Below are 23,144 nucleotides of genomic sequence, written 5' to 3'. Positions count from 1 at the left end.
GCGCAACCAACCGGCATATGTCCAACGGAGAGTTCGAGGGATACGGCGGTCGGCACGTCCCAAAACCGCTTCGAGAGCCACTCGAGGAACTGGCAACGGCCTACGACGACGTCGCGAAGACCGAGGAGTTCCAGACCGAGTTCCGGGGATTGCTCGAGGAGTTCGCCGGTCGACCGACCCCGCTGTACCACGCGCGTAATCTGAGCGAGCGTTACGACGCGGAGATCTACCTCAAGCGGGAGGATCTGCTCCACGGCGGCGCCCACAAGATCAACAACTGTCTCGGGCAGGCCCTGCTCGCGAAGCGGGCCGGTCGGGAGCGGCTGATCGCCGAAACGGGGGCCGGCCAGCACGGCACCGCGACCGCGATGGTCGGTGCCCTGCTCGACCTCGAGACGGAGATCTACATGGGGAGGAAAGACGTCGAACGCCAGGAGATGAACGTCTTCCGGATGCGCCTCATGGGTGCCGAGGTCAACGAGGTCACCCGCGGTGACGAGGGCCTGGCCGACGCCGTCGACGCGGCGCTCGAGGACTTCGCCGAAAACGTCGACGACACCCACTATCTGGTGGGCAGCGTCGTCGGTCCCGATCCGTTCCCGCGGATGGTCCGGGACTTCCAGAGCGTCATCGGTCGGGAGGCCCGCGAGCAGATACAGGAACGGACGGGCGACCTGCCCGACGCCGCCGTCGCCTGCGTCGGTGGCGGCTCGAACGCGATCGGGCTCTTCCACGCGTTCCGGGACGACCCCGTCGACTTCTACGGTGCCGAGGGCGGCGGCAAAGGATCGGACTCGAGTCAGCACGCCGCCCCGCTCGCGAAGGGAACCGACGACGTCATCCACGGGATGAAAACGCGCGTCATCGACGACGACGTCGAGGTCCACTCCGTCTCCGCGGGGCTGGACTACCCCGGTGTCGGCCCCGAACACGCCATGTTTCGGGCCGTCGGTCGCTGTGAGTATCAGGGCGTTACCGACGACGAAGCGCTCGCGGCCTTCCGCGAACTGAGCGAGACCGAGGGGATCATCCCCGCCCTCGAGTCCAGTCACGGGATCGCTCGAGCGATCCAACTCGCGGAGGACGGCGAGCACGACACCATCCTCGTGAATCTCTCGGGACGCGGCGACAAGGACATGGAGACCGCAGCCGCGAAGTTCGATCTCTGAGATCGGCGGATCGACCGGACCGGAGACCGATCGCTCGGGAGTCGGGCCCCGAAACGGACGCGGTCACAGCTGTGTTCGAACGCGGTCCCGCAGTCGCGTCCCCTCGTCGGGATCGAGCCGATCGCGCGACAGCGACAGCGTCACGTCGTCGTCGGCGAAGCGCGGCACGAGATGGACGTGTGCGTGATCGACGGTCCCGACCAGGGGTCCGGAGGTGTGAAAGACGCTGAAGCCGGTCGGCTCGAGCGCCGCCTTCAGTGCGTTCCCGACAGTCCGAACCGTCTCGAAGACCGCCATGGAGGTCGATTCGTCGGTCGTGACGAGGTCCTCTTCGTGGACCGTGGGAACGACGAGGGTGTGTCCCGTCATGGCGGGATTTTCGTCGAGAAACGCGACGGTTCGCTCGTCTTCGTAGAGAACGTGGGCCGGACGCTCACCGGCGACGATCCGACAGAACTCACAGTCGTCCATAGCCGGCTTTTCTTGCGATCGAACATATAGGTAACCCTACTCGAAGACGGTGCTGACATCGGCGCTCGCAAACGCCTAGAACAACCCGTACTCCGACCGTAGCTTGCGGTAGTGCTCGAGATACCGGTCTGCCACCGCCGACCGGTCGTAGTCGGCGAAGGTATCGTCGTACTCGCGGTGTTCGAGGTCGCCCGCGGCGACGATCGCTTCGGCCAGTTCCGCCTCGCTGGTGGTCCGGAATCCCCGATCCCACCCCTCGACGAGCTCGTGAGCGCTCGAGTTCGTGTGGTACTCGACGACGCCGACACAGCCCGCCGCGATCGCCCACAGCATCTCCGTCGGGAAGACGCAGTGGTCGGCCGTCTGGACGAAGACGTGGGCCCCGCGATACGCCGCGATCCGTTCCTCGAGGTCGAGGTCGCCGACGAACGTCACGCGATCCGCGATCCGGAGGTCGCTTGCGAGTTCCTCGTAGGCGTCCCGCTCGGGGCCGTCGCCGACGACCGTCGCCTCCCACTCGCGGTCGCGGTGTTCGGCGAGAGCCAACAGCAGGCTCTCGAGGTTGGCACCCTCGTCGAGCCGTCGGGCGTAGATCACGTCGACCGCGTCGCCCGGCTCCACGGCTCGTATTCGGTCGCAGTCGATCGGATTCGGCACGGTCTCGACGACGTCGCCGTCGGCCCCGAGTTCGCGGATCCACGTCCCGACGAGCTCCGAGGGAGTGACGATCCGATCCGGTCGCCCGGTCGCGAACCGCGTCCACCGCGTCTCGGTCACGCCGCCGTCGCCGTACCACTCGAGGACGAGGGGCACTCGAGCGAGCGTCGCGCCCCAGCTGGCCGCGAGGACCTGGCTCGGCGGGCGTGCGCCGACGTGGACCACGTCCGGGCCCGCAGCCGCCAGGACGAACGGGAGTCGACAGAGAAACGAACTCCGGGCTTCCGGGCCGGTCGAAACCGCGTGATAGGTGATTTCGCCGTCTTCGAACGTGGTCTCCTCGCCGGCCCAGAACCCGCTACAGTACCAGTGGACGTCGTGGCCGCGTTCCGCCAGCAACTCGAGAACGGTCCGGAACCGCTGGTTCGTCTCAGTATCGTGGTGGTGATCCGTCTTCAACGAGACGAACGCGACGCGCATACTCGGCCGCCACGCAGTCGCGGGCTATAAAATCACTTTTTTCTCGCAGCGTACCGGCGCAACGTCGTCGTCGCGTCGTGGCGGGTGCCCTTGTTCAGTCGTCGGTCGCGTCGTCGAGACCGCGATCCTCGAGGAACGAATCGACGCCATCGAAAACGCTATCGTCGGTATCGTCCGAGTCGGTATCGGATTCGCCGTCAGTAGTGCCTTCGTCATCCTCGCCGCCATCCGGTTCGTCGTCACCCTCGTCCGGTCCATCCTCGCCGTCATCCGGTTCGGCGTCACCCTCGTCCGGTCCATCCTCGCCGTCATCCGTATCGAACGGATCGTCGTCCGTTTCCGCGTCGCTCTCGTCGGTCTCGTCCCCGTCCTCTGCGTCGTCGTCAGCGTCCCCCTCATCGTCGGTATCGAACGGGAACCCACCGTCGCTCTCGGTTCCGTCGGCCGACCCGTCGTCAGTGCTCTCGGTTTCGTTTCCGGCGGTCGAGTTCGCGTCCGACTCGTTGCTCCCGGAATCGACACCGTCGTCTCCGGAGCCGTCACCACCCGTCCCGAGCGGTTCGGCGTCACCCTCGGTCTCGGGCTCGTCGAGCGAGTCGGCCACGAACAGTTCCGGACCGACGGCCACAACGGTTAGCCCGAAGACCGCGAGGATGAGGACGGTCGTCACGAGGACGGTCCCGACCGGGGACGCGTCGGTTTCGCCTTCCATTGACCGTCCCTGCCAGATTCGGTCGTTTTGTTAAGCACAGCCATCGCCGACCGTGCCGCTCCGACGACGGGGCTCCGACTCGCCACCGGCTCGAGTCCCGAGACGGACGGCCGATCGGGCGTAATCGGCACCTACTCGCCTCCACGCACCCCACCGGCGACCGAAACGACTACGCCGTCGAGTCCGTACGGCTCTGGCATGAGCAGCTACGACATCGAGCGCTATCTGAACGTTCGGAGCGCGTACGGCGCTTCCTTCGGCCCCGACGGGGAACGGCTCTCCTTCCTGATGGATACGACCGGCACCGCACAGGTCTGGACCCTCGAGTCGGCCCGCGCCTGGCCCGAGCAGCGGACCTTCTACGACGAACGGGTGACCTTCGCCTCGTGGTCGCCCGAGCGGCCGGAACTGATCTTCGGGATGGACGAGGGCGGCAACGAGCGCGCACAGCTGTTCCGCCTCGACGCCGAAACGGGGGTGATTGAGAACGTAACGACGATGCCTACGGCCAAACACCGCTGGGGCGGCTGGAGCCACGGCGGCGAGCGGTTCGCCTTCACCTCGAACCGTCGCGACGAGTCCGTCTTCGACGTCTACGTGCAGGGTCGCGACGAGACGGGCGACGACGCACGGCTCGTCTACGAGGGCGACGGTTGGCTCTCGCTGTCGGGCTGGAGCCCCGACGACTCCCGGCTGCTCGTCTCGCAGGCCTACTCCAACTTCGATCAGGACCTGTACGTGCTCGACCTCGCGGCCGACGAGCGGGAACTCGAGCATCTCACACCCCACGAGGGCGACGTCCGCTATCAGAGCGCGAGCTGGGCACCCGACGGTACGGGGATCTATCTGGTCACCGACGACGGCGAGGCCGACACGCTGTATCTGGCCTATCTCGACATCGAGAGCGGCGAGCTCGAGACGGTCGCCGACGGCGATGGCTGGAACGTCGACGGGATCGCACTCGACGACGAGACCGGACGGTTCGTCTACTCGCGAAACGTCGAGGGCTACACCGATCTGACGGTCGGGGAGTTCGATCCCGACGACCCAACGTCGTTCGAGACGTTCGCCGAACCCGACCTGCCGGGCGGGATCTCCGGCGGCGTGAGCTTCGATCCCGACGCCGAGCGGTTCGCCCTCTCGACGACCGGTGAAACGATCAACACGAACGTCTTCGTCGTCGACATCGAGGAACGACGTTCCTCGGGCAGTGCGACGCAGTCGCACGACATCGAGGCCGGCGAGGCCGAACAGTGGACGAGTGCGCCGACTGCAGGCATTCCGCCGGAATCGTTCGAGGACTCCGAACTGGTCGCTGTCGAGAGTTTCGACGGCCTCGAGGTGCCCGGGTTCCTCACGTTGCCCGACGGAACCGACGCCGTCGAGGGTGACGGCGACGGCGTCCCCGTCATCGTCGACATCCACGGCGGCCCCGAGAGCCAGCGCCGGCCCTCGTTCTCGAGCGTCAAGCAGTACTTCCTCGACCGGGGCTACGCCTACTTCGAGCCGAACGTGCGGGGATCGTCGGGCTACGGGTCCGACTACGCCAGCCTCGACGACGTCGAAAAGCGAATGGACTCGGTCGCCGACATCGACGCCTGCGTCGACTGGCTGCAGGACCACCCCGCGATCGATCCCGACCGAATCGTCGCGAAGGGTGGCTCCTACGGCGGGTTCATGGTGCTGGCCGCGCTGACCGAGTACCCCGACCGCTGGGCCGCCGGGATCGACGTCGTCGGCATCGCCAACTTCGTCACCTTCCTCGAGAACACCGGCGACTGGCGGCGCGAACTCCGGGAAGCCGAATACGGCTCGCTCGCCGACGATCGCGAGTTCCTCGAGGATATTTCGCCGATCAATAACGTCGAGAACATCGAGGCACCGCTGTTCGTCCTCCACGGCGAGAACGATCCGCGCGTCCCGGTCGGCGAGGCCGAACAGATCGCCGAGAAGGCGGCCGAGCAAGGCGTCCCCGTCCGGAAGCTGATCTTCGAGGACGAGGGTCACGGCTTCTCGAAACTCGAGAACCGCATCGAGGCGTACTCCGAGATCGCGGATTTCCTCGACGAGCACGTTTGATCGACCGCCGATCGACGAACTAGTTAGTTGAATAATTACAAAAAGTATACATGAAGAGGTCGTGGAGTGTCGGGTATGGCCGCCATTCAGACGACCGGACTCACCAAGCGCTACGGCGAGTCCGTCCTCGCTGTCGACGACCTCGATCTCACCGTCGAGAACGGCGAAGTGTTCGGCTTTCTGGGCCCGAACGGGGCCGGGAAGTCGACGACGATCAACATGCTCCTCGATTTCGTCCGGCCGACACACGGGACTGCGTCGGTGCTCGGACTCGACGTACAGGCCGATACCGACGAGATTCGCCACCGTATCGGCGTCCTCCCCGAAGGAGCGAGCGTCTACGATCGACTCACCGCACGCGAACACCTCCAGTGGGTCATCGACACGAAAGGCGCCGACGACGACCCCGACGCCCTCCTCGAACGAGTCGGCCTCGCCGGCGACGGTGATCGCGCTGCCGGGGGGTACTCGAAGGGGATGACCCAGCGGCTGGGCTTTGGCATGGCGCTGGTCGGCGATCCCGACCTGCTGATCCTCGACGAACCCTCTTCGGGGCTGGATCCGACCGGAATGCAGGAAATGCGCGAGATCATCACCGAGGAGGCCGACCGCGGAACGTCCGTCTTCTTCTCGAGTCACATCCTCGGGGAGGTCGAAGCGATCTGTGACCGCATCGGCATCATGAACGAGGGGCGACTGGTCGCGACCGGCACGCCCGACGACCTCCAGGGCGAGTTGGATCTCGGCGCACCGATCACGCTCGAGGTCGACGCCGTTCCCGACGGCCTCGATCTGGAGCGACTCGAGGGGGTTCGATCGGTCAGCGTCGATGGGACGACGATCACCGCGACCTGTGCCGATCCCACGGTCAAGGTCGACGTCGTCGAACGCGTCGCATCGGCGACTGCCGTCCGCGACATCGTCTCCGAGGACGTCTCGCTCGAGCAACTGTTCAATACGTACACGAACGGCGAGCGGGAGGAGACGGTACCGGCCCCGGAGGTGACGGCATGAGCACGCTCGACGTCGCGCGGAAGGACTTCCTCGACGTCCGGCGATCCAAGATCGTCTGGTTCGTCGCCGGACTCTACGCCTTCTTCATGATACTGATGATCTACTTCGGGCAAACCAACGTGCCGAACCCCGACATCAAGACCGCGCTGCGGAACCTCACCGGCATCGGTGCGATGTTCATTCCACTGATCGCCCTCGTCTCGGCGTATCTGGCGATCGCCGGCGAACGCGAGTCCGGCGGCGTCAAGTACCTCCTGTCGATTCCAAACAGCCGCCGGGACGTCGTTTTCGGCAAGTATCTGACCCGGGCGGCGGTCGTCACGATCTCCATCCTCGCCGCGTTCCTCCTCAGCGCCGGGTTCGCAGTCCGCTGGTACCCCTCACTCGAGATCGAGACCTTCGTCGGGGTCGCAGTACTGACCGTCCTCTACGCGCTGACGTACATCGCCGTCGCGATCGGTATCTCGGCCGCGACGGCGTCCCGGTCGCGCGCAATGGGGGGCGCGATCGGCTTCTTCTTCGTGACGAACGTCTTGAACCTGTTTGGCCCACTTCGCCTCGCGATCAACTACGTGCTCAACGACCTCGCGGGGCTCGATATCGCCGGCAACCAGATCATGTTCGTTCAGTCGGTGCTCAGTCCGACAGCCTCGTACGTCAACGCTACGGATCTGGTCTTTCCCGACAGTTTCCGTGCCGTTCAATCGGACGTGCCGTGGTTCCTCGAGGGAGAGATGATGGTCGCCATCCTGCTTGGCTGGATCGTCGTCCCGATCGTCCTCGGCCTCTGGCGGTTCGAGCGGGCCGATCTGAGCTGAGGCCCCGACGGCGATTCAATCGATGACGCCGGTTTTCGTCGCCACGTCTCGAGCGGCCCGCTCGTTCATCCCGTCGCCGAGGATCGTGTAGCGGTCGCGGATCCGGTGGCAGGTCGTTAAGGCCTCCACCACGGTCTCGTCGTCGATTCCCAGTTCCGCCGCGGTCGTCGGCGCGTCGATACTCGCCAGCGCGTCCCGAATGTCGCGCCAGATGCCCCGGTCGCCGCCGTGGAGGTAGGCGGTCATGACCGAGCCGACGCCGACCTGATGGCCGTGGAGAGCCGTTCCGGGGGCAAGCCGATCGAGCTGGTGCGAAAAGAGGTGTTCCGCGCCGCTGGCCGGCCGCGAGGAGCCGGCGATGCTCATCGCGACGCCGGAGGACATCAGCGCCTTGGTGACGACCCAGGCCGATTCCTCGAGCCCCGGTCGGATGAGATCGGCGTTGTCGACGAGGATCTCGGCGGTCATCTCCGAGAGCGCAGCGGCGTACTCGGAGTACTCGACGTCTTTCAATCGCTGGGCGAGCCGCCAGTCCATGACGGCGGTGTAGTTCGAAATGATGTCGGCACAGCCGGCGGTCGTCAGCTCCCAGGGGGCGTCGGCGAGAATTCCGGTGTCGGCGACGACCGCCAGCGGCGGTTCCGCGGCGACGCTGTGACGGGAATCACCGTCCGGGACGGAGCCGCGATTGCTGACGATCCCATCGTGGCTCGCCGCCGTCGGAACCGACAGAAACCCCATATCGAGGTGGTGGCTGGCCATCTTCGCGATGTCGATGGCCTTCCCGCCGCCGATGCCGACGAGGTAGGAGACCGCCTCGGCCTCGGCGACCTCGATCACCCGTTCGACGGCGTCGAAGGTCGCTTTCTCGATCGTGACGATCGCTGGGTCGATCCCCGCGGCTTCGAAGTCGGCCGCGATGGGGTCGGCAGCGACGGTTCGGGGCGTCGGACTCGTGACGAACAGCGGCCGCCCCTGTAAGTGGAGATCGTCGACCACGTCGACGACCTCGCTGCGAACGCCGTGGCCGACCACGACGTTTCGCGGGAGACGGATCCACGTCGACTTCTCGAACATACTGGCCCTGACACACCCCCGGGACATGTGTTTTTCCTCGTCGGCGCGTCGATCGACGCGAACCCGCCGTGATCGGTCCCGATGTGATCGACGCGAGCGATACCCGAGCGCGTCGCTGACCCGTCCGCTTCCGCCGTGACGAATGCGATGGATTGTAAAATTTCCAACTGTAACCGGCGAATATGATCGCGGCAGTCGCGTTCTGGCTCGGCTTGCTCGTCGTCGGCCACCTCGCAGGCCGACTGTACGGCTCGTACACAACGGGCCGCGGCCATGGCGACGCTCATCGATCGCGCGGAACGTACCGATTGCTGTCCCTCGTCGGCCTCACGGCCGTCGTCGGCCTCACACTATTCGGCCTCGTCGACGCAACCGAGACGGCTCTCTCGTCGATCCATCCGGCGCTGGCCGGTAGACTGGCGGCTCCCCTCGCCTGGGTCCCGACGGCGATCGGAACGATCGTCGCGGTCCTCGTCACGTACCTCGGCGTCTTTCCCTACGCCCGCGAGCGGCGCGGCCTCGAGATCTCGGCTGCAACTGCGGTCGGTCGTCTCGCAAAGTACCTCGTCGCGATGGCGGTGCTCTGTCTCGGTATGATCGCCCCGCTGATCGTCCTCGTCAGGCTGTCGGATCCGAGTCCGTTCCTGATTCCGATCCTGTTCGCGGTGCTCCTGGTCTGGGTCTCCGTCTGGTCACAGTACAGCGTGCAGCTCTCACAGGAACTCGTCGAGCCGACGGCCCACCAGCGACGACGACTCGAGGCCGCGGCCGACCGAGCCGACCTGACGGCACCGCTCGCGGGCGTCCTTCCCGGCGAGGAGACCGAAACGGCCGGCCCCTACCTCGGCGGATCGTTCCGGAACCGGCGGTTGTACGCTACCGACCACGCGTTCGACGCCCTCGACGACGACGAACTGACGGCACTGTGTGCACGGGCAAACGCGGCCGACGACCTCCGACTCCTCGAGCGCCGAGCACTCGTCGTGTCTCTGCTGTTCGGAGTGGTCCTGACCCTGACCGTCTGGCGATCGATGCTCGTCGCGCTCCCCGCGCTCGCCATCGTCTGGCCGCTCCTGTCCTGGTACCTCCAGCGCTGTGAGTTCGCTGCCGACCGTCGCGCCGCTCGATCGGTCGGTGCCGACGACCTCGCGAGCGCGTACGAGGCCACCGCGGATCTGGCCGACGATCGCGGACGACTCCACGAACGGCTCGCGTCGAGGCCGTCGACGGCGCGACGGCTCGAGCGCATTCGCGATGCCTGATCAGAGCGTCTCGAGGATCCCGAGGACGCGCTCCTCGGCCTCGCGGTCCGGTCCGTTCTCGTCCCCGTCCCGGTCGCTCTCGAGGTGGTCGTCGACCGCCCGTTCCATCGCCTCCTCGAGCGGCGTCGATTCCCAGCCCAGCGCGGCGAGTTTCGCGGTCGAGAGCACGTGGGGATACTCCCGATAAAGGGGGTAGTCGTCGAGTTCGATCTCGCCGGCCGCAAGCTCGCGCGGGCCGGCGTGGACGACGTCGACGGTGGTGGCGAGCGACTCGGCGATCAACTCGACCATCTCCTCGAGCGTGACCAGCCGCCGGTCGCCGACGTTGTAGGCCTCGCCGGCCACACCCTGTTCGGCGACGATCCGTAGCGCGCTGGCGACGTCGTCGACGTACACGCGGTGCCAGACGTTCGTCCCGTCGCCGGGGACCACGACGCGGTCGAACCGGTTCACGCGGTCGATCCACCAGTCCAGGCGCTCGGTGTAGTCGTGGGGACCGTAGACGATCGGCGGTCGGACCGCCATGGCACGGACCCCGTCCTCGGCCGCCGCGAACACCGCTCGATCACACTCGGCTTTGCGATTGCCGTAGGTCTCGGCGGAGTCGTCGGTCGCCTGCTCGGCTGTACAGGGCTCGAGTGGCGTCTCGGTTTCGCGCTTTGGGATCTCCTCGCGACCGTACGCGGCTCCGCTCGAGACGGAGACGTAGCTCTCACACTCCCCGAAGATCCTGGTCGCGGCGCGGACGTCCTTGGGGTGGTAGGCTACGCAGTCGAAGACGGCGTCGGGATCGACCGTCGTCGCAGCTGCTTCGAGAGCCGTGTCGTTCGTCCGATCGCCCTCGACGTGGTCGACGCGGTCGTCGTCCGCGAAGGGGTCGTCGTGGGTCCCCCGATTGAAGATCGTCACGTCGTACTCGTGGTCGAGCAGGTCGTCGACGAGGTGGCGGCCGATAAAGCGAGTGCCGCCGATAACGAGTGCGCTGTCCATACGTAACCGACAGGCCTGCGGGGGAAAACTGTGGCGAACCGACGGATTACGATCGACGACGATCGGCGGCCAAACCGGCCACCGGCTCGCGGGGTGGTCGCGGTCGGTAGCGTCCCAGGAGCCACACCGTTCAGGGGAGGGTTCTTTGATTCCGTTCCGCGTAGACGGGGTCGGTATGTCAGCGCAGTTCTGGACGGATCGCACCGCCGAGTATCCACTCGAGTGCGACCACTGTCAGTATCCGATTCCGGGCGATCCCGAAGAGGGCAACGAGGGCCGATACTGTTCGGTCGCCTGCCGCGACGCCGCCGCCGACGAGTCGACGATGTCCGATCCCGGCGCCTACAAGCGGATCCGTAGCGGCGTCGAACCCCTGGACTCGCTGCTCCCGAACGGCATCCCCGCCGACTCGTTGCTCTTACTCTCGGGTGAGGAGGGAACCCGTCGCGCCGAACTGGGGATCGAACTCGCCTGGCGCGCCCTCGAGCGGGGCGAGCCCGCCGTCGTCGTTTCCGTCGCGAATCCGCCGACGGCGACGCTCGAGCGGTTCTACGCGAACGGCTGGAACGTCCTGCCGGCGCTGGAAAACGACCGACTGCGGATCATCGACTGTTTCACGTATCGACTCGACGACCGCGAGGACTTCCTCGAGAAGCGCAACGACTGGTCGGCGTTCCTCGGCGAGGCCGCCGCCGACGCCATCGTCGACGTGCGCGATCCGAGCGACCGTCGCGAGATGGCGAACAGCCTGTACGGCGCGCTCGACGACCTCGAGATGACCGAAACCGGGCTGGTCACGATCGACTCGCTGGACGAACTCGAGTCGTTGCTCCAGGGGCAACTGGTTCAGGACTTCGTCACGGAGATCCGGGCGACGGTCTCCAAGGCCCGGTTCGTCCCGATCGTCGCCGCCGCGACGGCAGCGGACGACGAGGACGACCCCGTGGAGTACGTCTTCGACGGCATCGTCGATCTCCGGCTGACCGATCAGTTGACCCCGTCGGCTCGGCTCAAACAGCTCGCCGTTCGCAAACTGGTCGGGGCCCAGTTCCTCCCGCAGTGGGTCACCTACGAGTACGAACCCGCCCGCGGGTTGTTCGCGTTCGGACCGAAGACGGACGCCCGACAGGTCTACGATATCGGAACCGATCCGTCACGGCCGAACCGTCCGCGCTAGTGGTCCACGCTTGCATTGCAGGCCGCGGGCGGAACCACCCCGTTTTTGTCGCCGCTATCCCGACCAGCCGGTATGAGCGGTACGTACGTCCTCGTGATCGACGTGAACCGATCGACGACCATCCAGGTCGGTGCGCTGGGCGAGCGGGAGTTCGCCGCCGGCGCGTACGCGTACGTCGGCAGCGCCTTCGGGCCCGGCGGCTTCAGCCGCGTCGACCGCCACCGCGAGCTCGCCGCCGGCGACCGCGAGACCCGTCACTGGCACGTCGATTACCTGCTCGGTCACGCCGCGACGCGTCTCGAGACCGCGATCACGTTCCCCGACGCCGATCGGGAGTGTGAACTCGCGGGCTCGCTCCCCGGCCAGCTGGTTCCCGAGTTCGGAGCCTCGGACTGCGAGTGTGAGTCACACCTCCTTGCGTTCCCGAACGTCGAGACCGTTCTCGAGGCGGCGGTCGATGCCGGCGGTGTCGTCGAGTAGTCTCGACCCGTCGCCTGAATTATTACGGATGCTTGTGAAACGGTAGCTATGGGTAAGTCAGAACCCGAATCCGAGTCGACGGCCGACGCCACCCCGGAACTCAACGGCGACGCGATGGGCCGGTTTCCCGTCCCCGCGTTCGACGACCTCCCCGAGGACCTGCGAGAACGGATCGAAGCCGAGACCGACCGCGCCGGGTTCACGCCGAACGTCTTCTCCGCGTTCGCGTACAAGCCCTCGCACTTCCGGGCCTTTTTCCAGTATCACGACGCACTCGTCGAGGACACGGCCCTCGAGCGCGAGGAGATCGAGATGATCATCGTGGCGGTTTCGGGCGTCAATCACTGTTACTACTGCAACGTCGCCCACGGCGCACTCGTGCGGATCTACGCCGAGGACCCGACGCTCGCGGATCAGCTGATCGCGAACTACCGAACCGCGGATATCAACGAGGCCCACCGGACGATGCTCGACGTCGCGGTCACGCTCACCGAACGGCCGACCGAGATCGAACGGGACCACTTCGAGGCGCTCCGGGAGGCCGGCTTCAGCGAGGAGGCGATCTGGGACATCGCGGCCGTGACCGCCTACTACAACATGAGCAATCGGATGGCCACCTTCGCCGAGATGCGGCCGAACGACGAGTTTCACACGCTCGGCCGTGAGTAGCCGATCCCGTCACTGGTTCCGTGAGTGGCTGATCGAGCTGCCGACAGAAAGGATTAGACAGGGCTAAAGATTAAGTTAGACGAGATGAAAGTGAGTGACTGCGGAGGTGATCACGCAACGAACGCACCACAGAGATCCACCGACGATCACACCTACCGGGAGTAATCGTGCGAGGTGGAAGACACCCGGTAGACAGCGGAACCCGACGCGCGGTTCCGATGCAGCCTGTTCATGTGTGGGCAGCCGGCATACCCGCCAGTCGGCAGGTGAGCTCCTGACTCCGATAGTGGCCACTGGCACACCTGATCGCACGACAGCGTTGGGATCAGTGTGCCGTTCGTTTCCGTGGCTACTATAGTATCGTTCCGCTGTTTCTCGATCGAACGCGCCATCGCTCGCGACGCGGAGAGGCGACTGAGGAGACTCGAGTGGCGGATACTGTGTTCCAACGTCTGACGTCTCGATTCGTATAGTAGCACCCGAACCGATTTACAACGAGACAAACGGCTATAGCCGACGTCGAGGCCACTCACAGGAGTCGGGGAGTGATCGACCGTCTGAGAACGAGATACTCGGATGACCGATCGATTCGGGGCGGTCCGTGCGAGTCAGTCGTCGCTCGCCGCGAAACTGGCGGATTCGGCTTCGACGGTCGTCTCGGGTGCGCCGGGCAGTTCGTTGCGGACGTCGTCGCTCCCTTGCTCGGTGATCGCCTCGTAGTAGGCCTCGGGCATGACCTTCACGAAGGCCTCGAGGGCGCGCTCCCAGTTGTCGAGCAGGTGCTGACCGCGCTCGGAGCCGGTGTAGGCGACGTGGTTCTCGACGAGTCGGCGAAGCATCCGCTCGTCTTTCTCCGCTAACTCGTCGTGGAGCGAGACCATGCCGGTGTTGGCCTTGGCCGCGAACTCGTCGTCGGGGTCGTAGACGTAGGCGACGCCGCCGGACATCCCGGCCGCGAAGTTGGTGCCCGTCTCGCCCAGCACGGCGACGACGCCGCCGGTCATGTACTCACAGCCGTGGTCGCCGACGCCCTCGACGACGGCCGTGGCACCGGAGTTGCGCACCGCGAAGCGCTCGCCGGCGACGCCGTTGACGTAGAGCTGGCCGTCGGTCGCGCCGTAGAGGGCCACGTTGCCGATCGAGACGTTCTCGGTCGGGTCGTAGGCCGCGGTCTCGGGCGTCCGAATCGTGAGTTTCCCGCCCGACAGGCCCTTGCCGACGTAGTCGTTGGCGCTGCCATCGAGGTGCATCGAGACGCCGCTGGCGAGGAACGCGCCGAAGCTCTGTCCGGCGGTGCCCTCGAGGTCGACCGTGATGGTGTCCTCGGGGAGGCCGGGTTCGCCGTAGCGGCTGGTGATGCGGTTCGAGAGCATCGCGCCGACGGTGCGGTCGACGTTGGTGACGGCCGTTTCGAGCGAGACCGGTTCCTGCTCCTCGATGGCGTCGGCCGCGGCCTCGATGAGGTCGCGGTCGAGTTGGTCCTCGAGTTCGTGGTCCTGCTCGCGGATCTTGCGGCGGACGTCGCTGCCGGGGTCGGCCAGCACTTCCGAGAGGTCGACCTTGCGGGCCTTCGGGTGGTCGACGTCGGTGCGCTGTTCCAAGACGCCGACCTGACCGATCATCTCGTCGACGGTCTCGAAGCCGAGTTCGGCCATGATCTCGCGCAGTTCCTGCGCGATGAACGTCATGTAGTTGATGACGTGATCGGGCTCGCCGGGGTAGCGCTTGCGCAGGTCTTCACGCTGGGTGGCGACGCCGACCGGGCAGGTGTTCTTGTGACACTGCCGGGCCATCACGCAGCCGCCGGTGACGAGCGAGGCGGTCCCGAAGATGTATTCTTCGGCACCGAGCAGGGCGGCGACGGCGACGTCGCGCCCGGTCTTCATCCCGCCGTCTGCCGAGACGCGGATACGGTCGCGGAGGCCGGTCGCACAGAGCATCTGATTCGCTTCGGCGAGGCCCAGTTCCCAGGGGAGACCGGCGCTCTTGATGGAGGTTCGCGGCGAGGCACCGGTCCCGCCGTCGTGGCCCGAGATGTGGACCACGTCGGCGTTTGCCTTCGCGACGCCCGCGGCGACCGTGCCGATGCCGGCCTCGGAAACGAGCTTGACGTTGATGTCTGCCTCCTCGTTCGCTGCTTTGAGATCGAAGATCAGCTGCTTTAAGTCCTCGATCGAGTAGATGTCGTGCAGCGGCGGCGGCGAGATGAGCCCCACGCCGGGCGTCGACTTGCGGACGTGGGCGATCATCTCGTTGACTTTCGACCCGGGGAGGTGACCGCCCTCGCCGGGCTTGGATCCCTGCGCCATCTTGATCTGCAGTTCGTCCGCGTTCGAGAGATACGTCGAGGTAACGCCGAAGCGGCCCGACGCCACCTGCTTGACGTTACACTCGCGTTCGGTGTTGAACCGCTCGGGCGGTTCGCCACCCTCCCCCGAATTGCTCTTGGCACCGATCCGGTTCATCGCGATCGAGTTGTTCTCGTGGGCCTCCGGCGAGAGCGAGCCAAGCGACATCGCCGCGGTCGAAAAGCGCTCGACGATGTCCTTGATCGGTTCGACCTCCTCGAGCGGGACCGGGTCGCGATCGGAATCGAACTCGAGTAATCCGCGCAGGGTCTGGAGGTTCTGCTGTTGATCGTTGATCTTTGCCGCGAACTCCTGGTATCGCTCGTAGTCGTTCGAGCGGACCGCCTGCTGGAGCGCGCCGACGGTGTCGGGGTTCCACTGGTGGTGGATCCCGCCCGAGCGGTATTCGAACTCGCCGTGGCGGTCGAGATCGGATTCCTCGCCGTCGTCGCCGAACGCAGCCGCGTGGCGCTCGCGGAGGTCCTCCTCGACCTCGGCGAGGCCGATCCCCTCGGTCCGGTTTTCGGTCCCCTCGAAGTACTCTTCGACGAGATCCGACTCGAGACCGACGGCCTCGAAGATCTGCGCCCCCTGGTAGCTCTCGACCGTCGAGATCCCCATCTTGGCCATGATCTTCAGGAGGCCGTCCTCGAGCGCGCCGACGTAGGCGTCGATCGCGACCTCGGTGTCGGCACCGTCGGGGCCGGCGGTGATGTCCTCGATCGTCTGGTAGGCCAGGTACGGGTTGACCGCGCCCGCGCCGTAGCCGACCAGCGTCGCGAAGTGGTGGACGGTCCGCGGGTCGGCGGATTCGACGACGAGCCCGACGTGGTTGCGCAGCCCGTTGCGGACGAGATGGTGGTGGACGGCTCCGGTCGCCAGGAGGCTCGGGATCGCGACCCGATCCTCGTCGACGCCGCGGTCCGAGAGGACGATCACGTCGTTGCCCGATTCGATCGCGTCGACGGTGTCCTCGCGGACGCGTTCGATCGCCGCCTCGAGGTCGGCGCCGAGTTCGTCGCTCTCGGGCTCGTAGGTGATGTCGATCGTCGTGGCTGTGATGTCGTTTGCCGAACAGTCACGAACCGACTCGAGTTCGGCGTCGGTCAGGATCGGCGAGTCGAGGACGAGCTGGCGGGCGTGTTCGGGCGACTCGTCGAGTAAGTTGCGCTGGAAACCCAGTCGCGACTCCATCGAGGTGACCAGTTCCTCGCGGATGTAGTCTAAGGGCGGGTTGGTGACCTGCGCGAACAGCTGTTTGAAGTAAGAGAACAGCGGTCGGTTGAACTCGGTGAGCACCGATAGCGGCGTGTCGTCGCCCATCGAGCCGACGGGGTCTTTCCCCTTCTGAGTCATCGGCTCGATCAGGTTCTCGAGTTCGTCGTGGGTGTAGCCGAAGGCGGCCTGGTAGTCTCGAAGCCCCGTGACCGCGTTCTGGGGTGCGCGGTCGTTCGTGGTGCGAATGTCGTCGAGGTGGACCTGCTCCTGGTCGACCCACTCGCCGTAGCGGTCGTCCGTGAGGTCGTCGAAGACTTCCTCGTCGGGGATGACCCGTCCCTCGTTGGGATCGGCGAGGAAGAGTTGGCCAGGCTGGAGGCGACCCCGTTCCTCGATGTTCTCGGGGTCCGTCTCGAGCGCGCCGGCCTCGCTGGCCATGATCAGTCGGTTGTCCGTCGTCACGTCGTACCGGCAGGGACGCAGCCCGTTCCGGTCGAGGACGGCACCGACGCGTTCGCCGTCGGTCGCCGCGACGAGCGCGGGACCGTCCCACGGCTCGACGAGCGAGGCGTGGAAGTCGTACCAGTCCTTGCGGTCGGCGTCCATCGCGTCGTCGCCGCGCCAGGCCTCGGGGACGAGCATTCGGAGCGCATGCTCGAGGTCCCGGCCGTCCTGCATCAGCAGTTCGAGGGCGTTGTCGACGCTCGCCGTGTCGGACTGCTCGGGGTCGTCGATGATCGGCTTGACCGCCTCGAGATCGGAGAGGACGTCGCTCTCGATGTCGGTCTCGCGGGCGCGCATCCAGTTGATGTTGCCCTGAATCGTGTTGAACTCGCCGTTGTGGATGATGTTTCGGTAGGGATGAGCGAGATGCCACGCACCGAGCGTGTTGGTCGAGAACCGTTCGTGGACCATCACGAAGTTCGATGCCATCCGCTCGTCGGTGAGATCGGGGTAGTACGTGGGCACCTGCACGCCCTTCAGCAGCCCCTTGTAAACGATCGTCTTCGCGTCCAGCGAAACGACGTAGAAGCGCTCTTTGTTGTCGATGTCGGCGTCCTCGACGGCGTTTTCCAGCGCTCGCCGAGCGACGTAGAGCCGGCGATCGAAGTCGTCGCCGGAGATGTCGTCCGCGGGCGTGACGACGACCTGGTAGACGTCGGGTTCGGCGTCGACGGCCGTCTGCCCGAGGTCGTCGTTGTTCGTCGGAACGTCCCGCCACTCGAGGACGTCGAGATCGTAGGTGGCGAAGGTGTCCTCGACGAGCGAGACGAGCGCGTCGCGTGCCCCGTCGTCCTGTGGGAGGAAAAGCGAGCCGACGGCATAGGTGTCAGGAAGGGAGGCGTCGAGAACGCTTTCGAAGAACGAATCGGGCGTCTGGAGCATGATTCCCGCCCCGTCGCCGGTGTCTTTCTCCGCACCGGTCGTCCCGCGGTGCTCGAGGTTCCGCAGTAGTTCGAGTCCGTCGGCGACGATGTCGTGGCCCCCATCCCCATCGAGGTCCATGACGACACCGACACCGCAGTTCGACCGCGCGTCGGCAGGGTCGGCGAGACCCTGTGAACGCTCGGTGGATGACGCTATATGTGGCTGTGACATACACACCCCTAGTGGAAACAACTATAAGAGGCTAATCCATTATGACTAAGCGTATTATTAACACATATATACCGATATAAGGTATTGTGGAGGTCCTTACCCACTAGCGTCACGGCTCGACAGCGTCGCCACTTCTCCCGAACTCCGGCCGGAAACGGATCCGTTACGTGGCACCCAAAACCCCGATCCGGAAAGAACGGCTTCCGGCAGCGGGGAATGTCAGAGGCACGTAGTGTTCACCCACCAGAGTGAACACCACATCCATCCACACACTTTCCGCCCGTAAGGTACCTCGGGTTAAACAATTAGGTTCGCGTGGGAGACACTCACGTCGTTTGCCAGTCGATTCGGCTCGAGTCGGGCCCAACGAAATCGGGACAGAACTCCCGTAACCGGCTCCTCGATGCGGTTTCGTATCGTAGCCCCCGGAAGTCATTGCACACCTGATCGCACGACAGCGGTGCGATCAGTGTGTCAATCGTTACAGAAGCTACGATAGGCCGGGGAGTACGTCAATAGGATTTCGCGAAGTACGCGATCTCGTCGGCAGGGTCGCCACAGACGCCACACTCGTCGTGGTCGGGTTCGGGGACTTCCCCCGCCGTCTGCCCGCCTTCGTCGGCCAGGGGCTGCATGACGATTTCGGCGGCGATCTTCTCCTTGATAACCTCCTCGCAGGCCTCGTCACCACACCACGGCGTCTTCACGTAGCCGCCGTGTTTGCCGATCGTCCCGAGGATCTCCTCGGGGCTGTGAGCTTCCCGGACGTTGTCTTCCAGGTTCTCTTCGGCCGCTTCGTAGAGCTTGTCGAAGATTTCCTCCAGGTGCTCGTCGACGGCGTCGACGATGCCGTCGCGGTCCTCGACGGTCTCCTCGTTGTCCGGTCGGTGGACGAGCGTGACTTCCTCGTCGTCGACCTCGTAGGGGCCGATCTCGAGTCGAAGCGGAACGCCGTTGAGTTCGTGCTCGTTGAACTTGAAGCCGGGATTGCGCTCGTCGCGGTCGTCGAGCTCGACGCGGAACCCGGCCGTCTCGAGTTCCTCGGCGATCCCCTCGGAGTACTCGAGGACGTCGTCTTTGGTATCCTCCTGCCAGATGGGGACGATGACGACCTGCGTGGGCGCGACCGTCGGCGGGAGCACGAGCCCCTGATCGTCGGAGTGGGTCATGACGAGCGCGCCCAGCGCGCGCCAGGAGAGGCCCCACGAGGTCGTGTAGGCCGTCTGTTCGTCCTCGTTCTCGTCGGCGAAGGTGATGTCGAACGCCTCGGCGAAGCTCTGACCGAGGTTGTGGCTGGTGGCACCCTGGACGGACTTGCCGTCGGGCATCAGCGCCTCGACGGTCGTCGTCGTATCCGCGCCGGGGAACTTGTCGTGTTCGGGCTTCTTGCCGCGGAGGACCGGAATCGCGAGCACGTCCTCGTAGACGCGCTCGTACTGGCCCAGCCGGGTCCAGACTTCCTCCCACGCGCCTGCGTTGCTCGCGTGGGCGGTGTGACCCTCCTGCCACATGAACTCCTTCGTGCGGAAGAAGGGCTTCGTCTCCGTGGCCTCCCAGCGAACGACGGAACACCACTGATTGAGCCGCATCGGGAGATCGCGGTGGCTACGGGTCCAGTCGGCCATGAACGGCGCGATGATCGATTCGCTCGTCGGTCGGACGGCGAGTCGCTCCTCGAGTTCGTCGTGACCGCCCTGGGTCACCCACGCGACCTCGGGATCGAACCCTTCGACGACGTCCTTCTCCCGCTCGAGAAAGCTCTCGGGGATGAACATCGGGAAGTAGACGTTGTCGACGCCGGTTTCTTTGAACCAGCCGTCGAGCGCGTCCTGGATGGCCTCCCAGAGCGCGTAGCCACGCGGTTTCGTGACGATGAACCCGCCCATCGGCGCGTAGTCCGCGAGGTTGGCTTTCTGGACGACCTCGGCGTACCACTCGCCGGGTTTGTGCGATTTCGACTCGGTGATGCCGAGTTCCTGGCTCTCGTCGCTCATTGGTACGTCATCCAGCCAGCGCGGTCTTAAACCATGCGAAGGGCCGACGCCGGTCAGATACGATCTGGATGCGACGACCGACGGAGAGCGAACTCGGACGGAACGAGCTTCACTCCGATGGAAACAGCACCACTACGACGAGACCGCGGCGTACGGGTTCTGCGGTCCGCATCCGGCACTCGGCTATTATCGTAGCCACTGAAACTATTTAGACACTGATCGCAACGCCGTCTTTCGATCAGATGTGCATTGACTTTCAGTGGCTACTATAGCCCGCCGACCTACGGAACCTCGATTCGCCGCTCGAGATCGAAGGGGGACCTCGATCCCTGATCGAACCCTGCCACGGTCACGGCATCGAGTCGTCGTCGACGTCGTCCAAACCACACGTCGATGCCGCAGGAACCGGACGGGTGCGTCGAGCTATTGGGGTTCGGCCGCGACGAGTCACGTTCGGCGATAATATCCCACCTAGAGTTACCAATAATGATGCCTTTTCGAAGAGTGAATTTTCCCCTCAGCGCATTATGAGATGCTATATAGTATTCGAATTAAAAGTGCGATGTTTTATTACATCAGACATAGAGCCCTAATTCGAAATGGTAAATAATAACACTCCCGGAGACCGGTCCCGGGATACTGGTATCGCTCGCCGAACGGTCCTAAAATCGAGTGCACTCCTCGGTGCGCTCGGCATCGGTGGTGCGTCACTCGGCACAGTAACCGGGCAAGCACTTCCCGATCAGCCCGAGGTCGAAGACGGAACCGTCGCCTATCAGTACTTTCACGCCGAGTGGAGCGAGATCGAAGCCGACGTCCCGCGGCTCGACGAGGCCGGCATCGACGCAATCTGGGTCCAGCAGCCCGCCGAGAGCAGCCTCGACTGGGAGGACCTCTCTTATGACGGCGAACCCGGGTACTACGATGGGACCTCGCCGTACGGCTTCCGCGATCCACATCCGCCGCTGGGCTATCAGCCCGTCGATTTGCGGAACCTCGATTCGTCGTTCGGGACCGAGACGGAACTCGAGTCGCTGATCGAGACCTGTCACGATCACGGCATCGAAGTCATCGTTGACGTCGTCCTGAATCACATGGCCAACGAAAACGGCCCGGACGGCTACGTGGAACTGCCGCAGTTCGATCGCAACGAACACTTCCACGACAACGGCACGCTCGGCGAGGATTGTCAACTGGACGGCGAGGCCGCCGAGTACGAGTGTAACCTCCTCGGACTGCCGTCGTTCAATCACGAGCTCGCCTACGTCCAGGACGAGCAACGAGAGTACATTCAGCGGATCGCCAACCTGGGTGCCGACGGACTGCGGTACGACGCCGCGGCCCACGTCTGGCCGTGGTACTTCGAATACGAGGTCAATCCGCTCGCGGACGATCTGGGACTTTGGCGCGTCGGCGAAGTCTGGAAGTACGACGTGAATCGGTTGCTCGAGTTCGCCGACACGGGGATGACCGTCTTCGACTACGCACTGTACGACGCCATCGTCGAGGCTTTCGAGGGGGGAAGCATGGAAGCACTGTCTCAGGACGCCGCTCGAGGTGTCGTTCACCACCGCCCGTCGGTTGCGGTTACCTTCGCACAGAACCACGATACCGTCGGCCCGAACGTTGAAAAAGATCAGCCCGAGGGCCGCGCGGTCGAACTCGCTGAAGCGTTCGTCATGACGTACGCGGGCATGCCAATGATCTACCGCTCTAACCCCGAAGACCGGAGCGAGCTCGACGATGGGGAGCTCCGCGACCTCGTCGCGGTCTCTCAGGAGTACGCCCACGGCGACGTGATCGACCGGTACGTCAGTACCGACACGTACGTCTACGAGCGCGAGGGCAATCTACTGGCGGCCATCAACAAGAACGAGTGGAGTGACTGGTCTGAGTGGGTCCAGACGTCCTGGACCAACACGACGCTCGTCGACCAGGTCGGTGGCCGAGAGCCAGTCACCACCAACGACGAGGGATGGGTCGAACTTACCGTCCCGGCCGAGGGCGTGGCCATGTACGTCCCCGACACGGAGCCGACCGAACCTGCCGTCGAGTTCGATTCGACCGAATACAGCGTCCTCGAAGGCGAGACGACGGGTGTCGATGTCACCGTCAGCGCCGGCGAGAACGACCTCGAGGACGACGTGACGCTGACGATCGACAACGGCCAGACGCTCATGGAGCAGGTCTCGGTCAACGCCGAGGAATCGACCGCAGTGGTGTTCGAGGTCGACAGCGCCGATCTCGAGACGGGGGAGTACGACCTCGAAGTGGCTATTTCGGCCGATTCGGACACTGCCACGCTCGCCGTCGGTGAGGAGGGGGCAGGGATCTCCCTCGAAATCCAAGCGCCGACCGCCCCCGACGAGTCGGTCTACTTCACTGGCGACACCGACGAACTCACGAACTGGGGCGGCGGCATCGAAGGAACAAATACGGGCGGCGACACCTGGGAAGTTACGATCGAGGACGCCGGTGAATTCGAGTGGAAAACCCGCCGCGGTCCCGCAGACGGAAGCGGTAACGTCTGGGAGAGTGGCGACAACCACACCGACGCGGATCGCAGCCCTGCACACCAGGGCTGGAAAGACGGATTCGAGAACGAGATCACGCTCCGGATGACGGTCGACGTCGGCCACGGCAAGTCGGTCTACTTCACTGGCGACACCGACGAACTCACGAACTGGGGCGGCGGCATCGAAGGCACCTGGACCGAGGGCAACGTCTGGGAAGTCACGATCGAGAATCCCGGAGAATTCGAGTGGAAGACCCGCCGCGGTCCGAGCGGTGAAACCGGCGACGTCTGGGAGGCCGGCTCCAACCACGACGAGACCGACCTCCACCCGTATCACCAGGGATGGGACGAGTAGCCGCATCAACAGTCGACGGCCCCGTCGACAACGGCTAACCGGTTCCTTCCTGTTCTCTCG

The 23,144-nt window shown here is 65.0% G+C and carries 16 protein-coding genes; 9 read left to right on the top strand and 7 right to left on the bottom strand.

Annotation, left to right across the window (positions count from 1 at the left end):
* Positions 1 to 17: 17 nt before the first annotated feature.
* Complete coding sequence (trpB, locus tag CP557_RS00760; RefSeq protein ID WP_097378144.1) at positions 18 to 1,169, top strand: tryptophan synthase subunit beta; 1,152 nt, start codon at positions 18 to 20, stop codon at positions 1,167 to 1,169.
* A gap of 63 nt (positions 1,170 to 1,232) precedes the next feature.
* Here trpB and CP557_RS00755 read toward each other — a convergent pair whose 3' ends face one another.
* From CP557_RS00755 to CP557_RS00745, 3 genes are all read right to left on the bottom strand, one after another.
* Positions 1,233 to 1,640, bottom strand: a complete 408-nt coding sequence (locus CP557_RS00755) for an HIT family protein (RefSeq protein ID WP_097378143.1) — start codon at positions 1,638 to 1,640, stop codon at positions 1,233 to 1,235.
* 75 nt (positions 1,641 to 1,715) lie between these two features.
* The gene (locus CP557_RS00750; protein WP_097378142.1) at positions 1,716 to 2,777 is read right to left on the bottom strand and encodes a glycosyltransferase family 4 protein; all 1,062 of its coding nucleotides are present in this window, start codon (positions 2,775 to 2,777) and stop codon (positions 1,716 to 1,718) included.
* Between the two features lie 94 nt (positions 2,778 to 2,871).
* Positions 2,872 to 3,489, bottom strand: coding sequence for a hypothetical protein (locus CP557_RS00745; RefSeq protein ID WP_097378141.1), 618 nt, complete (start codon positions 3,487 to 3,489; stop codon positions 2,872 to 2,874).
* A gap of 198 nt (positions 3,490 to 3,687) precedes the next feature.
* On the opposite strand from CP557_RS00745, the gene CP557_RS00740 reads away from it, so the two are divergent.
* From CP557_RS00740 to CP557_RS00730, 3 genes are all read left to right on the top strand, one after another.
* Positions 3,688 to 5,568, top strand: coding sequence for a S9 family peptidase (locus CP557_RS00740; protein WP_097378140.1), 1,881 nt, complete (start codon positions 3,688 to 3,690; stop codon positions 5,566 to 5,568).
* A gap of 75 nt (positions 5,569 to 5,643) precedes the next feature.
* On the top strand, positions 5,644 to 6,582 hold the full coding sequence (locus CP557_RS00735) for an ABC transporter ATP-binding protein (RefSeq protein WP_097378139.1): 939 nt from the start codon (positions 5,644 to 5,646) through the stop codon (positions 6,580 to 6,582).
* A complete protein-coding gene (locus CP557_RS00730; protein ID WP_097378138.1) occupies positions 6,579 to 7,400 on the top strand; it encodes an ABC transporter permease in 822 nt (273 codons plus the stop codon). Before CP557_RS00735 ends, CP557_RS00730 begins: the two co-directional genes overlap by 4 nt.
* A 15-nt stretch (positions 7,401 to 7,415) precedes the next feature.
* On the opposite strand, the gene CP557_RS00725 is transcribed toward CP557_RS00730, so the two are convergent.
* Entirely contained in the window at positions 7,416 to 8,477 is a 1,062-nt protein-coding gene (locus tag CP557_RS00725; RefSeq protein WP_097378137.1) for an NAD(P)-dependent glycerol-1-phosphate dehydrogenase, read from the bottom strand.
* 182 nt (positions 8,478 to 8,659) lie between these two features.
* On the opposite strand from CP557_RS00725, the gene CP557_RS00720 reads away from it, so the two are divergent.
* On the top strand, positions 8,660 to 9,739 hold the full coding sequence (locus CP557_RS00720; RefSeq protein WP_097378136.1) for a M48 family metalloprotease: 1,080 nt from the start codon (positions 8,660 to 8,662) through the stop codon (positions 9,737 to 9,739).
* Here the strand turns inward: CP557_RS00720 and CP557_RS00715 are convergent, their stop codons facing one another.
* Positions 9,740 to 10,729 carry an NAD-dependent epimerase/dehydratase family protein gene (locus tag CP557_RS00715; protein ID WP_097378135.1) on the bottom strand — a complete coding sequence of 330 codons (990 nt, stop codon included), beginning with the start codon at positions 10,727 to 10,729 and terminating at the stop codon, positions 9,740 to 9,742.
* 175 nt (positions 10,730 to 10,904) lie between these two features.
* Between CP557_RS00715 and CP557_RS00710 the strand changes: the two genes are divergently transcribed.
* From CP557_RS00710 to CP557_RS00700, 3 genes are all read left to right on the top strand, one after another.
* Positions 10,905 to 11,906: an RAD55 family ATPase gene (locus CP557_RS00710; RefSeq protein WP_097378134.1), complete on the top strand. Its 1,002-nt coding sequence runs from the start codon at positions 10,905 to 10,907 to the stop codon at positions 11,904 to 11,906.
* Positions 11,907 to 11,978: 72 nt separating this feature from the next.
* Complete coding sequence (locus tag CP557_RS00705) at positions 11,979 to 12,386, top strand: GIY-YIG nuclease family protein (RefSeq protein WP_097378133.1); 408 nt, start codon at positions 11,979 to 11,981, stop codon at positions 12,384 to 12,386.
* 48 nt (positions 12,387 to 12,434) lie between these two features.
* A complete protein-coding gene (locus tag CP557_RS00700) occupies positions 12,435 to 13,055 on the top strand; it encodes a peroxidase-related enzyme (RefSeq protein ID WP_097378132.1) in 621 nt (206 codons plus the stop codon).
* A 608-nt stretch (positions 13,056 to 13,663) separates the two neighbouring features.
* Here CP557_RS00700 and gltB read toward each other — a convergent pair.
* Together gltB and proS are read right to left on the bottom strand one after the other, a co-directional pair.
* A complete protein-coding gene (gltB, locus tag CP557_RS00695; RefSeq protein ID WP_211290159.1) occupies positions 13,664 to 18,220 on the bottom strand; it encodes a glutamate synthase large subunit in 4,557 nt (1,518 codons plus the stop codon).
* Positions 18,221 to 18,732: 512 nt separating this feature from the next.
* The gene (gene proS, locus CP557_RS00690; protein WP_097378131.1) at positions 18,733 to 20,214 is read right to left on the bottom strand and encodes a proline--tRNA ligase; all 1,482 of its coding nucleotides are present in this window, start codon (positions 20,212 to 20,214) and stop codon (positions 18,733 to 18,735) included.
* A 599-nt stretch (positions 20,215 to 20,813) separates the two neighbouring features.
* Between proS and CP557_RS00685 the strand changes: the two genes are divergently transcribed.
* Positions 20,814 to 23,084 (top strand): alpha-amylase domain-containing protein, encoded by a 2,271-nt coding sequence (locus CP557_RS00685; protein WP_245852848.1) that lies wholly within the window; start codon positions 20,814 to 20,816, stop codon positions 23,082 to 23,084.
* The last annotated feature ends 60 nt before the right edge of the window (positions 23,085 to 23,144 follow it).

It is taken from the genome of Natrinema ejinorense, assembly GCF_002494345.1.
Classification (GTDB): domain Archaea; phylum Halobacteriota; class Halobacteria; order Halobacteriales; family Natrialbaceae; genus Natrinema; species Natrinema longum.
This window is presented reverse-complemented; position numbering and strand designations above follow the sequence as displayed.